This is a genomic window from Paenibacillus sp. sgz302191, assembly GCF_057749925.1.
This window is the reverse complement of record NZ_JBYLHY010000005.1, coordinates 145,960-161,058: the sequence shown is the minus strand read 5'-3', so window position 1 is coordinate 161,058 and position 15,099 is coordinate 145,960. Positions and strand designations below refer to the sequence as shown.

Annotated in this window: 6 protein-coding genes and 1 pseudogene; 6 read left to right on the top strand and 1 reads right to left on the bottom strand. The window is 52.3% G+C overall.

Going from position 1 to position 15,099, the window contains the following annotated elements:
* Window positions 1–40: 40 nt before the first annotated feature.
* Entirely contained in the window at window positions 41–1,852 is a 1,812-nt protein-coding gene (locus AC3G2T_RS09280) for a M3 family oligoendopeptidase (protein ID WP_488435247.1), read from the top strand.
* Between the two features lie 641 nt (window positions 1,853–2,493).
* On the opposite strand, the gene AC3G2T_RS09275 is transcribed toward AC3G2T_RS09280, so the two are convergent.
* Window positions 2,494–3,753: a methyl-accepting chemotaxis protein gene (locus AC3G2T_RS09275; protein ID WP_488435246.1), complete on the bottom strand. Its 1,260-nt coding sequence runs from the start codon at window positions 3,751–3,753 to the stop codon at window positions 2,494–2,496.
* 529 nt (window positions 3,754–4,282) lie between these two features.
* Between AC3G2T_RS09275 and AC3G2T_RS09270 the strand changes: the two genes are divergently transcribed.
* From AC3G2T_RS09270 to AC3G2T_RS09250, 5 genes and pseudogenes are all read left to right on the top strand, one after another.
* Window positions 4,283–4,648 carry an O-methyltransferase gene (locus tag AC3G2T_RS09270; RefSeq protein WP_488435359.1) on the top strand — a complete coding sequence of 122 codons (366 nt, stop codon included), beginning with the start codon at window positions 4,283–4,285 and terminating at the stop codon, window positions 4,646–4,648.
* 102 nt (window positions 4,649–4,750) lie between these two features.
* Window positions 4,751–5,992: pseudogene (locus AC3G2T_RS09265) on the top strand (ATP-binding protein); the annotation flags it as partial.
* An 84-nt stretch (window positions 5,993–6,076) separates the two neighbouring features.
* Window positions 6,077–9,187 carry a LuxR C-terminal-related transcriptional regulator gene (locus tag AC3G2T_RS09260; RefSeq protein ID WP_474680258.1) on the top strand — a complete coding sequence of 1,037 codons (3,111 nt, stop codon included), beginning with the start codon at window positions 6,077–6,079 and terminating at the stop codon, window positions 9,185–9,187.
* A gap of 208 nt (window positions 9,188–9,395) precedes the next feature.
* Window positions 9,396–12,095 (top strand): cadherin-like beta sandwich domain-containing protein, encoded by a 2,700-nt coding sequence (locus AC3G2T_RS09255; protein WP_488435245.1) that lies wholly within the window; start codon window positions 9,396–9,398, stop codon window positions 12,093–12,095.
* A gap of 39 nt (window positions 12,096–12,134) precedes the next feature.
* Window positions 12,135–14,900 (top strand): cadherin-like beta sandwich domain-containing protein, encoded by a 2,766-nt coding sequence (locus AC3G2T_RS09250; RefSeq protein ID WP_474680038.1) that lies wholly within the window; start codon window positions 12,135–12,137, stop codon window positions 14,898–14,900.
* Window positions 14,901–15,099 lie beyond the last annotated feature (199 nt).

Here is a 15,099-nt window from a genome sequence, read left to right as displayed (position 1 = left end):
TTCCACCCGGAGTATGTTTTAATAGGAAATGAAAGGATAGGTGATTATTTTGCTTCATACGCCTTTAAGTCAAACCTGGGATCTGGATTCCTTTTTTCCCGGAGGCAGCGAGTCTGCCGAATTCTCGGCTTTTTTAAAGGAGCTGCAGGCTTCCATATCGGAATTTCAAAATCTTGTGCGCGCAGCCGCCGCTCCGCAAAGCGCGGATGACACCGCATGGCTGACAGGGCTTGTGCAGCTATTGCAGCAAATGCTTGGCAATCTCAGCGAAGCGGATTCATTCGTAGGATGTTTGCTCGCCGACAACCAGGCCGATAAAAAAGCGGCCATTCTTGGCGGACAGGTCAAAAGTCTTTATGCCGAATATTTGTCTTCGCTGACGCTGTTCGACCAAGTTCTAACCGGCATTCCGGAGTCCGTTTGGCAGGCGCTGCTGGCCAAAGAGCCGTTCAAGGCCATCGCTTTCCCGCTGAACGAGCGCCGCACGCTCGCCAAGGAGAAGCTGCCGCCGGAGCAGGAGGCACTCATCAACGATCTGGCGGTGGACGGCTATCACGGCTGGGGCGACCTGTACAACACGACGGTAAGCCAGTTCCGCATGACCGTGGAAGAAAATGGCAAGACGACCGAACTTTCGGCGGGGCAAGCTTTTAACAAACTGCACACGGAAAACCGCGAAGAGCGGCTGAAGTTGTTCGAGCAATGGGAGAACGCGTGGGCCGACAAAGCGGATTACTGCGCCGAAGCGCTGAATCATCTGGCCGGATTCCGCCTGCAAGTTTACAAATACAGAGGCTGGAAAGACGTACATAAGGAACCGCTGGATATTAACCGCATGCAGGATAAAACGCTCCAAGTCATGTGGGACGTTATCGACCGCAACAAGCAGGTGTTTGTGGACTACTTGCACCGCAAGGCCCGCTTGCTCGGCGTCGACAAGCTCGCCTGGGTCGATGTCGATGCGCCGCTCGGCGACGCGGCCAAAAAAATCAGCTACGACGAAGGCGCCCGGCTGATCATCGACCAGTTCGAGCGGTTCAGCCCGAAGATGGCGGCTTTTTCCGCGCAGGCGTTTAACAACCGCTGGATCGAGGCGGAGGACCGCCCGGGCAAGCGCCCCGGAGGCTTCTGCACATCCTTTCCGGTGGCCGGAGAGACGCGCATTTTCATGACTTACGGCGGCACGGCCAACAACGTCTCGACGTTGGCTCACGAGCTCGGCCACGGCTATCACCAGCATGTGATGAAAGACATGCCGGTTCTGGCTCAGCAGTATGCGATGAATGTTGCGGAGACCGCTTCTACGTTCGCCGAGATGATCGTCGCAGATGCCGCAGTGAAGGGAGCCGCTTCCGACGAAGAGCGAATCATCCTGCTGGAAGATAAAATTCAGCGTTCGATCGCATTTTTCATGAACATCCATGCGCGCTTCATTTTCGAAACGAATTTCTACGAAGAGCGCCGCCAGGGGCTGGTCAGCGCCGACCGCTTGAACGAACTGATGGTCAGCGCGCAAAAAGCGGCTTACAAAGATGCGCTGAGCAGCTACCATCCGCATTTTTGGGCGGCGAAGCTGCATTTTTATGCGACTGACGTTCCGTTCTACAACTTTCCGTACACGTTCGGGTACTTGTTCAGTGCAGGCATTTATGCAAGAGCCGCGGAAGAGGGGCCTGCTTTTGAAGACAAATACGTGGCCCTGCTCAGGGATACGGGCAGCATGAATGTCGAAGAGCTGGCGCAAAAGCATCTGGGCCTCGACCTGACGGAACCCGACTTCTGGCAAAGCGCAGTGGACATGGCGATTGCCGACGTTCGGCAGTTTATGGAGCTGACGGCGGACAAAGTATAAGTATGACCGTACGAACCTGGCACACCCGGAGAGGTGGAGTCGGGTTCGTTTTAAGTTTTGGGGGAGCCGGACGAAAGCAACGGGCTTCGCTTGGCCGCCAACGACGACGGCACAACCTGCGAACGCTCGTCGGGCGACCGGAGCGCGGCAAAGCCTGCGAATGCTCGCCGCGGGCGGCCGGAGCGCGGCAAAACCTGTGAACGATCGCCCGGCGGCCGGAGCGCGGTAAAACCTGCGAAAGTCAGGCGGTGGAGAAACCCACGCGCTAGAGCCGGTCGCACCATCTGCCGGGTCGCGCGAAGAAAACCTGCAAAAATACAGTTTTTGCTCGATGGATACGCCGGCTACGACAAATTCCTGCAAATGTGCAGGCTTTTCGCCGTGAACATGGGCTCAGACTCGTTTTTATCGAAAATTCCTGCACAATCGCAGGCTTTTCGCCAAAACGAACCATTTCTAAGGAAAAAGCCTGCACTTTCGCAGGTTTTTGCACGTGAAGCCAGTGAATCGCCGGCTCTAGAAGGCAAATTTCTCAAAAGCCCCATGGATCGGGTAAAAGGGCATGCTGCCCGAGAAAAAGGCAGCCGCATCGTCCGGGGCGTAGCCGCGCAAAGCGAGTATCGCTACCTCCGCAGCAACGGCTACAGCTTGAAAATCTGGATCGTTTGCTGGAGCTGGGTGACGATGCGCGTCATCTCTTCCGTTTGCTTGACGATATCCTGCACAGTGCCGATCTGCTCGTTCATCGATGCGGACACTTCTTGCGTGCCGGCGGCGGATTGTTCGGTAATCGCCGATATGTTCTCCATGGAAGCGGCAATTTGCTCCGAATTGGAGAGCATGATAGCGGTTTCATTCGCGAAGCGGGTAATTCCTTCGGAAATAAATCCGACGCTGTCCACAATCTCGGCAAAAACTTTTTCCGTCTGATCGATCAAGACGGTTTGCTTGTTGACGACGTCCTCATTGATCTGGATGCTGCGGATCGCTTCCTGGATGCCCTGCTCGATGCTTTTGACAAAACCGAACACTTCGCGGGTCAGCGAGGTGGACTCTTCAGCCAGCTTCCGCACCTGCTGGGCGACTACCGCGAAGCCTTTTCCGTGCTCGCCCGCCCGCGCCGCTTCAATGGAAGCGTTGAGGGAGAGCAGGTTCGTCTGCTCGGCGATATCGGATATCGAGCGGGTGACATTGCCGATCCCGGCGGCCTGCTTTGCCAGCAAGTCGATCGTTTCGGAAACTTGTTGCGTAACTTCCACGTTCCGTTTCATGCCTATGCCCTGGCTCTCGACGGAAGTGCGGCCTTTTTCCACGAGGCTCATCATCTGATCTGAATGCTGTTTCATCTCATCGGCCGAAGCGGCGTAGACTTCGATCTTCGTTTCGATTTCTTTGGATGTAATGGAGGCGCCGGATACTTCCTCCGATATTTGTCCCGCTCCCGAGGCGAGCTCGTGGGCGGATACGCTGACTTGTTCGAGCACCAGGCGGAAGTTTTCGTTTTTCACGTAAATGTCTCTGCTTGTGTTGAACACCTGCTTGGTGATGGTTCCGGTTTCTTGCAAAATATCCCTCAGCTTGTCAATCATTTTATTAAAAGATTGCCCGAGCTGGCCCAGTGTGTCGTCGGAGGAGACGGTTACTTTTTGCGAGAAATCGCCTTTCGAGATTTGAAGCGCGATGCGTGACAGCTCGGCGACAGGCTCGGTAAGCTGCTTTTCGAAAACAGAGATGAAAGGGTAACTGCCTACGACCAAAAGGACTAGGAAAATGGTGCCGAGTAAGCGGTTCCAATCCGGGAAAAGCAAAAGAGTCAGGACGAAAATCACATTCAAACCGATTAGCGAGTAACAGCCGATCTGCAGTTTTTTCCTGAAGGACAGTGAAGATAATTGGTTCATTTTACCGACTCCTCTGCGAAATGAGTAAATGGGTATGTAGGAAATTTCAGGATGTATGTTTGAAATTATAGCACTGTCTCGGGAAAGATTCTATAACATTACGACAAATAAAATCATAATTTTACAGAAAACAATGGGCCCGTTGAGGATGAGCATACTACAATCAGAACAGGTAAGTCTTAATTGCGGAGGGTGCATATAGTGCTAAATGACCGCCAAACATGGGGGAATTTGTATCTATATGACCAGGAACATTAATACAATGCGTGCCGGCAGAAGCAGGCAGAACTGTACCGGAAAGTTCGCGAAGGTGTATGTAAAGTGAAAAGAATCGTTTCGTCATTTTGATGACCCCTCGTAGACCTATGTTGCATGGAGCTGTAGATGGGTCTTTTTTCATGGTTATGTTAAACGATTGTTAAAATATTGTAAAAATGTGTTGAAATTTGTGAGAGCAATAGGTATAATAGGTCTACAGCCTCAGAAATTACATATATTTGAAGAAATGATAAAGTGAAGGAGGGGAATGATGAGCCTGGAACAGATGTCCTTAGCCAGACAGATTGATTTGGTTTTTAGGGAAATCAGAGAAGAATTAATCTATCTTTCTTCCGGTACCGTATTTATTCAAATTCGGAATAACGTGATCGGAAAGTTTGGCATCAGGCACTTGCCGCTTGAAGGCAAGGGTGGTGAACTTATCGTAAGCAACAAGGGGTTAAGCGATTCGCAGTATCACACGTTTCGTCAAATGGCGATCGAGTCGCTGAAGTACAAGAAAAACTGGACGCACGGAGAAATATTTTTCGATTTTACGATTCGAAACAATTTGCTGGCAGCCAGTATCCAGTTCGAAAGCAATTATAATATGGCAAACGTTTACAAATCGATTTAATTTTTGTGGCAATCACGCCAACAAAAAATGAGAGGCTATCCCTCAGTCATTTCCGTGACTTATGGGATAGCCTCTTCTTCTGTTCTTGCAAAAAGATGAAAGATGCGCTTTATGACCAAAAGAGATAGAATAGAGTTATTAGCAAAACGCACTTGGCACTATGGACATGGGGGATTTAAAGGTTTGAATGCGGCATATGAACTGACGCTAAGATCGTTTATAAAGACCAATACGATTACTGTCGAACAATTTTTTTCCATAGCGTTGCAAGTCGTGGAGATGCTTCGAGAGTGGCATCAAAACGACGTTGGCTTTCTCCCAATTACCACGGAAGATTTATTTGTACGCTTCGAAGACGGGCAATTGACGCTTAGGCGGTCGCTCCGGCAAAGCGCTTCTAATGAAGAGCTTGCCTACATTTCTCCGGAGCGTACAGGCCGTATAAAGAGGAAAGTTGATCTACGCAGTAATTTGTATGTAGCAGGCATTATTTTTTATGAGCTGCTAACGGGAGAGCTTCCGCTGAAGGCAAATTCGGCCAGCGATTGGATACATGCCCACATGGCCATGCTGCCAGTTCCTCCGCGGACGGTTAACCCTGATATTCCGCAAGTGTTGAATGACCTTGTCATGAAGCTGCTTTCCAAATCAGTCGAAGATCGTTATCAAAGCGTGAACGGTCTTCTTGACGATCTGAACAAATGCGCGGATCAATGGATAGAGAAAGGAACAATCGATCCCTTTCTATTGGGAGAAGTGGATGAACGCGGCCGATTTCGGTTGCCTGATCGGCTTTATTGCCGGGACTTGGAGTTGCAGCAGCTCATAGGTGCGTATGAACGCGCCTGCTCAGGCTCCAAAGAGCTATTGTTTATAGGCGGTCATGCTGGGAGCGGAAAATCCAAGCTCGTCAAAGCCCTTCAAACGCACGTGATGCAAAATAAGGGCTATGTGGCCCTCGGCAAATATGAATGGCATCAGGAATCCAAACCTTACGCCGCGCTCATTACGGCTTTATCAGGTCTGATTCGGCAGATTTTGGCGGGCGGGGAGGAACAGCAAGCGCGCTGGAAAACGAAGTTGTTAAAAGCTTTTGGGCAAAGCGGGAGCGTGCTTACTCAGGTGATTCCCGAGTTAACCTGGATGATCGGAGAGCAGCGGCCGGTCGAGAATTTGTCTCCATTGGAAGCGACGAACCGGTTCCGGGTGCTTTTTGGCAATCTGATCAAGGCCTTTGCAGACGAGCTGCATCCACTCGTGATCGGGCTAGAGGATTTGCAGTGGGCGGATTCGGCCTCGCTTCAGCTGATTCGGGATTTATGGAACCATGGCTCGCTGAAGCATGTGTTGATTATCGGGACGTATCGGGATGACGAACTTGACGAGAGTCACGTTTTCAGAACGTTATTTCTCGAATCTTCCGATTCCTTGAATACCGGTGATCATTTTATGAATATCCGTGCACTTGGGCATTCGGACGTTGTCCGATATGTCGCGGATATGCTGCATAACGATGCAAGCGAAGTAAAACGGCTGGCGGAGGTCCTTTATCGGCAAACAGCGGGGAATCCCTTTTATTTCACACAAATGCTGCAAACGTACTATAATCAAAGGCTCCTCTTTTTTAACTCCGATGAGCTTTGTTGGGATTGGAATCTTGAGGGGATCAGGCAACTGGAAGGATTTCATGATGTCACTGATCTGATTATGAAAAGATTTGAAACGCTTCCGGAGGAAACTCGTCAAATTCTGGGGTTGGCGGGCTGTTTGGGCAGCTCTTTTGATCTTAGGATGCTTTCAGCTCTGTATGGGGAATCCAACCTGCGCACGGAACAAGACTTACTGCCGGCGGTAAGCGAAGGATTGATAGTGGCCGAAGAACACGGATATAGGTTCCTGCATGATCAAGTACAGGAAGCTGCTTGCGATCTGCTGTCGGATGGCGAAAAAAAGCGGGTTCACTTAAAAATCGGTCGTTCTATGCTGCAGTCTCTTCATCCGGACAACGCCGGCGACCGTTTGTTCGAGCTCGTCCATCATTTGAATGCGGGCAGCGAGTACATGACGGAGCCAGCGGAAGTGAACCAATTGGCTCATCTTAACCTGCAAGCGGGAAAGAGGGCGAAAGCTTCCGCCGCATATAGCCAAGCATTGGAACTATTGAACAAGGGGGCACGATTGGTTGAGGGCGAGGGGGGGTCCCGGCAGGATGCACTGTATTTTAATCTCTTGCTTGAAAGCTCGGAATGCCAATATTATTGCGGTTATTTTGAGCAAGCGGAGGCTGTTCTGGATCAATTGCTGCTGCATGCGAGAAATCCGGCGGATCGGGCCAAAATCTATGTCATCCAGATTGCGATGTATGCTTTTCGCAAAAGAGAGGGTGAAGCCTGTCAAATTGCCCTAAAAGCGATGGCGGAATTTGGTTTGCATATCCCTTCGAAATCTACGAGTCTCTCCATCCTGGCTGAGATTACGAAGACGCAATTACGGCTTTCGATAAAACGGGGGCTTTTAAAGGACTTGCCGATGAGCCGCAATCCCAGGCAGCAAGCACTTGCGGATATTGTCATGGCCTCATCGCCCATTCTGTATATTGTCAATAAGGAATTGTCTTTCATTGTGTTTGCCAAATATGTACGAATGTCTTTAAAGCATGGCAATTCGGAGGCTTTTTCCATTGCGCTCGGTTCTTATGCGATCGCTTTGTGCTTCGGATTAAAACTCTACAAACCGGCATTGCGTTTAGCCGAGGTTGCTTTTCATCATGCGGAGAAAATAGATAGTGTGTTATTAAAAGGAAAAATGCATTGTATCATGGGACTGATGTTGCAATTTTTACGGCCTCAACAGTCGGACAGCTATTTTGAGCAAGCGGGACAGTTAAGCTTGGAAGGCGGAGATATGGTTTATGCAGGTTACGCGATATCTTCACAATTGATTACGGGCAGCGAAGATCTGCGGCACTTGAATCATCTATGTCATGTATACGAGGAAAAAGCGATTCGATCGCTAGACGTAATGACCCAAAGGGTGCTTTACCTAACCAAGCAATACGTATACATGTTACAAAGCGCCACCGATTCGAAAATGACTTTCAACAGTGAGCATTTCGATGAGGACGAGCTGCTGCGTGAAGAAATCGTTAACGAAACGTACAAATCAAATCTCTATTTGTATTACACTTGCAAGCTTGAGGTTAATTATTTATATGCCAATTATTCAGAAGCTGTGGCTCTTGCTGAAGCATCCGTAAAATTCGAGACGCAAAGCGTGCTGTCTTTCAATCAGAGACACTGTTTCTATCATGCATTGGCAATCATGGCTGAATATCCCGACGCTTCGGATCCTGTGAAAAGCAGCTATCGTAAAGTTTTAAATAAATTGCTGGCTCGGATGAAGGTATGGACAAAGGTCGTTCCGGAAAGCACCTTGTCCAAATATAAGCTGATGCTGGCGGAATGGGCACGTCTCAATCGCGATCATGCGAAGGCAGCGAAGCTGTATGATCAAGCCATTCAATGGGCTCATGAAAGCGGCTATCCACGAGATGAAGCGATTGCCGCGGAACTGGCAGCTAACTTTCACCTGGCATTGAACAATCATCCATTGGCGGAAGCGTATCTGCGGAATGCCTGCAAGGCTTACTTCAAGTGGGGGGCAACCGGGAAGTTGAATAGCTTACAGAAGCGCTTTCCGGCACTTGCAGCACTTTCATTCCATGAGTGGGACGAGACTGAAGTTTCCGATAGAAGTACAGCGATGGAGATGCAGCAGGGGAACGGCAATTTCCATGCTGAACTGGGAAGAGAACTGGATATGGAGATACTTCGGCAAGCCAGTAAAATCCAATCTGGGGATCTGGCAGAAACGGAGTTGCTGGAGACCTTCCTGCAGTTGGCTATCCGTAATGCCGGTGCCGAGAGAGGACTGGTCCTACTCAGCAATCAGGGGAAATTGGTCATAGAGGCTCAGCAAGAGATCAACCGCGAGCGGAAGGCCTTCATGGATAGCAGGAGCGATTATGCGGCTTCGGTCGTTCAATTCGTCATGAAAACGAGGGAGTTTGTTATTCTTGGTGAAGCAAGTGATAGTTTGTTTGCAACGGATCCTCACATCCAAGAGAAGCGGCCCAGATCGATTCTGTGTTTGCCTGTTCGATACTTGGACCACCGGGACGGGGTCTTGTATTTGGAAAATAATTTAATTTCCGATGCTTTTACGGCAGATCGATTAGTTGTGCTGGAAATGATATTTTCGCGAATGGTGTATCTAAGGCTATGGCAATTAAAGCACCATGGGAATTCCATTATGAACGCAGATCAAGCAGACGAGACTCTGGTCGAATTGCTAACGAGTCGCGAACTGGAGATTGTTCGTCTCATGGCTGAAGGATTGTCCAACAAACAAATTGCGTTGCATTTGGACATTACGGAAGGAACCGTAAAAAGCCACGCAAATAACATCTATGGAAAGCTGAAAGTCAATAAAAGAGTGCAGGCAATCAAAAAGGCGAGGGAACTTCAACTATTGAACTAATTTCATCAATCGGTCTCACGAACACCAGGCTGCTGCTGATTTCATTAGGAAATCGGTAACAGCCTGGTTCTTTTTTACCGGGAAAACAACGGCTTTTTTTGAAAAAAAGAGAGTTTTTTGTCGAGTCTATAACTTTCTATAGATGTGCTTTTATCGCTTTTCGTATAATTTTGAATTTGGCATAGTTTAATAAGGAGGAAAAACAAGAATGCGTAATAACGTAAAACCGTTTATGGCTTGTGTTCTGGCTTTCCTGTTGATGGCGATACAATTGCCGGGGCTGTCCGGGGGAAAAGCGTATGCTGTTACTAGTAGGGGGATCATTACCACAGTGGCGGGCACGGGGTCTGCTGGCGATTCGGGAGACGGGGGCGCGGCGACGTCGGCCCAAATATCTAACCCGAGAGGAGTAGCTATTGACAGCAACGGGAATCTGTATATAGCGGACACGTTTAGCTGCAGGATTCGGAAAGTGGATAAATCGACGGGCATCATCAGCACGGTAGCGGGTAATGGGTATAGTGGCTATTCGGGAGACGGAGGATTGGCTACGTCGGCCCAATTGGGTGTCCCTTTTGGAGTAACTATTGACAGCAGCGGGAATCTGTATATAGCGGACGCGATGAACAACACGATACGGAAAGTAGATACGTCGGGCATCATCAGCACGGTGGCAGGTAATGGGACTACTGGCTATTCGGGAGACGGAGGATCGGCGACGTCGGCCCAATTGGATACCCCTTCTGAAGCAGCCGTTGATAGCGACGGGAATCTGTATATAGCAGACTCTGGTAACAGCAGAATTCGGAAAGTAGATAAATCGGGCATCATTACCACGGTAGCAGGCACGATAGGCGCAACTGGAATAGCCATTGACAGCAGCGGGAATCTGTATTTAGCCGGTGGAAACAAGATACGGAAAGTAGATACGTCGGGCATCATCACCACGGTAGCTGGCAATGGAAGTAGTGGTTATTCGGGAGACGGAGGATTGGCTACGTCGGCTCAGTTGTATGATTCTATTGGAGTAGCTATTGACAGCAGCGGGAATCTGTATATAGCGGACTCGGGGAACAACAGGATTCGGAAAGTAGATACGTCGGGCATCATCACCACGGTGGCAGGCAACGGGGGCAAGGGCTATTCGAGAGACGGCTTTGCTGCGACGGGGGCTAAATTGGATTGGCCATGGAGAGTAGCTGTTGACAGCAACGGGTATCTGTATATAGCGGATACGAATAACAGCAGGCTTCGGAGAATTGGCCCTTCCAACGATGCGAACTTGAGCAGCTTGACGTTGCCCGTCGGCAGCTTAAGTCCGGCATTTGCACCGGGCACGACAAGCTACACGGCCAGCGTGGCGAACAGTGTGTACAACATCACGGTAACGCCGACAGTGAGCGACAGCCAAGCAACAGTGATAGTAAATGGCACGCCCGTGCCGAGCGGTTCGGCATCGAGTGCAATTAGTCTGAGCGTAGGGAGCAATGCCCCGATTACGGTCGAGGTGACGGCGGAGGACGGCACGACGACACAAACGTATACGGTGACGGTGACGCGAGCGTCAAGCAGTAATGATGCGAACTTGAGCAGCTTGACGATATCGAGCGGCAGCTTGAGCCCGGCGTTTGCGCCCGGCACGACGAGCTACACGGCCAGCGTGGCGAACAGTGTGTACAGCATCACGGTAACGCCGACAGTGAGCGACAGCAGCGCGACGGTGAAGGTGGGCGGCGTGCCCGTGTCGAGCGGTTCGGCCTCGGGAGCGATCAGCCTGAACGTGGGGAGCAACCCGATTGCGGTCGAGGTGACGGCGCAGGATGGCACGACGACACGGGCGTATACGGTGACGGTGACGCGAGCGTTGAGCAGCGACGCAGGTCTGAGTGGCTTGTCGCTATCGAAGGGCAGCTTAAGCCCGGCATTTGCGCCCGGCACGACGAGCTACAAGGCCAGTGTGGCGAACAGTGTGTACAGCATCACGGTAACGCCGACAGTGAGCGACAGCAGCGCGACGGTGAAGGTGGGCGGCGTGCCCGTGTCGAGCGGATCGGCCTCGGGAGCGATCAGCCTGAACGTGGGGAGCAACCCGATTGCGGTCGAGGTGACGGCGCAGGACGGCACGACGACACAAGCGTATACAGTGAAGGTTTCGAGGGCAGCTCCAACGGATGGCGGCGGAAGCGGCAGCAGTGGCAACACGGACCAGGGCGGCTCGACGTTGCCAAGCGGCGATAACAATGGAAACGATCATGGAGTCCCGCCTGTATCGAATAGACCGGTTCTCAACGGCAAAATCACGGATGTTCGGAAGGTTGCAGAAACGGCTCAAGCTGCGCTGCATTTGACTGCGCCCAAGCCGTTTCCGGATGTCCCCGCTAATAGCTGGAGTTCCGAAGCGATTCAATTCGCCCAGCAGTTGGGCATCGTTGACGGAAGACCTGACGGCAGCTTTCACGGAAGCGATCAGGTTACCCGCGCCGAATTCGTTGCGATGATGGCGAAAGCTCTGCATCTGGACTCGAAGGGAGGTTCGAGTGCAGCATTCTCCGATACGGAGGGTCACTGGGCTGAACCGGCCATTGCCACGTTGAAGGCCGCTGGCGTGATCGACGGTGTGGGCGGCGGGTTGTTCCAACCGGACCGGCCGATTTCCCGCGCTGAGATTTCGGCCGTCCTGGCGCGTGCGATCATTTTCGGTCAGGCAACTGGAAACATTCATTTCTCAGATATATCGAGCAGTTGGGCTCGTCCGTATATCGAACAATTGGCTGGCGCAGATATCGTTAGAGGCGGGGATGACGGCAAGTTTTACCCGAACTCCTATGCTACTCGAGAGCAGGCGGTAACGATGATCCTTCGAATGTTAAACGTATGCCTCAACCTTGATCTTCAACGATTGAACTAGAGACTTCATCTCGGCATAGTTTCATAAGGAGGAGCTAGAATGTGTAAAAAGGTAAAGCAGATTATGGCCTGCGTACTGGCTTTGCTGTTGATGGCGGCACAACTGCAGGGACTGTCCGGGGGAAAAGCCTACGCTGCTGGCAGTGGCATCATCACCACGGTGGCGGGCACGGGGACGCACAGCTATTCGGGAGATGGAGGACCCGCGACATCGGCCCAATTGTACTATCCAGGTGGAGTAGCGGTTGATAGCAGCGGCAATCTGTATATCGTGGATAGTTATAACAATACGATTCGGAAAGTGGATAAGGCGACAGGGACGATCAGCACAGTGGCGGGCACAGGGGCGCCCGGCTATTCGGGGGACGGAGGGCTCGCAACATCGGCCAAACTGGTCCTCATGGTCATGACGCCCCAATCATCCGCATTAGCTTTCGACAGCAGCGGGGATATGTATATAGCGGACGTAGGTAACGGTGTGGTTCGGAAAGTGGATACGTCGGGCATCATCACTAGAGTGGCGGGCGATGGGTCTATTTCCTATTCATTAGACGGAGGACCCGCGATATCGTCCGGAATATTCAACCTGCATGGAGTGGCGGTTGATAGCAGCGGGAATGTATATTTATCGGAGTACGCCAGAATTCGGAAAGTGGATGCATCGGGCATCATCACCACGGTGGCGGGAACGGGGGCGAGTGATGGTTATTCGGGAGACGGAGGACCGGCGATGTCGGCTCAATTGGACAACCCTTATGGAATAGCTTTTGACAGCAGCGGGAATCTGTATATAGCGGATTCGAGTAACAACCGGATTCGAAAAGTGGATGCGTCGGGCATCATCACCACGGTGGCGGGAACTGGGATTGCCGGCTATTCGGGAGATGGAGGACCGGCGACGTCAGCCCAATTGAGCGCCCCGATCGGAGTAGCGGTTAACAGCAGCGGGGATCTGTATATTGTGGAAAACGGATCTGATCGGATTCGGAAAGTAGATACGTCGGGCATCATCACCACGGTGGCGGGGACTGGGAATGCCGGCTATTCAGGAGACGGAGGATCGGCGACGTCGGCCCAATTGAACAATCCAGGTGGAGTAGCTGTTGACAACAGCGGGAATCTTTATATAGCGGATGCCTATAACAACCGGATTCGGAAAGTCAGCTTTTCCCACGATGCGAACTTGAGCGGCTTGACGTTGTCGAGCGGCAGCTTAAGCCCGGCGTTTGCATCGGGCACGACAAGCTACACGGCCAGCGTGGCGAACAGTGTGTACAGCATCACGATAACGCCGACAGTGAGCGACAGCAGCGCGACGGTGAAGGTGGACGGCACGCTTGTTCCGAGCGGCACGGCCTTGGGAGCGATCAGCTTGAACGTGGGGAGCAACCCGATTGCGGTCGAGGTGACGGCGCAGGACGGTACGACGACACGGGCGTATACGGTGACGGTGATGCGAGCGTCGAGTGGTAACGCGAACTTGAGCAGCTTGACGCTGTCGAGCGGCAGCTTAAGCCCGGCGTTTGCGTCCGGCACGACGAGCTACACGGCCAGCGTGTCGAACAGCGTGTACAGCATCACGGTAACGCCGACCGTGAGTGACAGCACCGCGACGGTGAAGGTGGGCGGCGTGACCGTGCCGAGCGGCACGGCCTCGGGAGCGATCAGCCTGAACGTGGGGAGCAACCCGATTGCGGTCGAGGTGACGGCGCAGGACGGTACGACGACACAAGCATATACGGTGACGGTGACGCGAGCGTCAAGCAGCAACGCGAACTTGAGCGGCTTGACGTTGTCGAGCGGCAGCTTAAGTCCGGCATTTGTGCCGGGCACGACGAGCTACACGGCCAGCGTGTCGAACAGTGTGTACAGCATCACGGTAACGCCGACAGTAAGCGACAGCAGCGCGACGGTGAAGGTGGGCGGCGTGCCCGTGTCAAGCGGTTCGGCCTCGGGAGCGATCAGCCTGAACGTGGGGAGCAACCCGATTGCGGTCGAGGTGACGGCGCAGGACGGTACGACGACACAAGCGTATACGGTGAAGGTTTCGAGGGCAGCTCCAACTGATGGCGGCGGTAGTGACAGCAATGGTGGCAATGCGGACCAGGGCGGCTCGACGTTGCCGGGCGGCGACGGCAATGGAAGCGATCATGGAGTACCGGTTGTATCGAATAGACCGGTTCTCAACGGCAAAATCACGGATGTTCGGAAGGTTGCAGAAACGGCTCAAGCTGCGCTGCATTTGACTGCGCCCAAGCCGTTCCCGGATGTCCCCGCTAACAGTTGGAGCTTCGAAGCGATTCAACTCGCTCAGCAACTGGGCATCGTTGACGGAAGACCTGACGGCAGCTTTCACGGAAGCGATCAGGTTACTCGCGCCGAGTTCGTTACGATGATGGTGAAAGCTCTGCATCTGGACACGAAGAGAGGCTCGCGTGCAGCATTCTCCGATACGGAGGGGCACTGGGCCGAACCGGCTATTGACACGCTGAAGGCAGCCGGTGTGATTGACGGTGTAGGCGGGGGGCTGTTCCAGCCAGAACGGCTGATTTCCCGCGCTGAGATTTCGGCCGTCCTGGCGCGTGCGATCATTTTCGGTCAGGCGGTCGGAAACATTCATTTCTCAGATATATCGAGCAGTTGGGCTCGTCCGTATATCGAACAATTGGCTGGCGCAGATATCGTTAGAGGCGGGGATGACGGCAAGTTTTACCCGAACTCCTATGCTACTCGCGAGCAGGCGGCAACGATGATTCTTCGAATGTTAAATGTATGCCTCAACCTTGATCTTGGGCAATTGAATTAGGGCGTGTCTGAAAACCCGCTCAGGGGCATCTTTCACCGCCTTTTCGCCCCCTGCTTCGTCACTTTTGCTTGACGTACCCCCGGTACGCCTTCACAAAAGTTCCTTGCATGGAACGGAAATTCGGCAAAATCTGCTGCCCTCGGAGTATTCAGACACGCCCTAGAGACTTGATCTCGGCATAGTTTCATAAGGAGGAGCT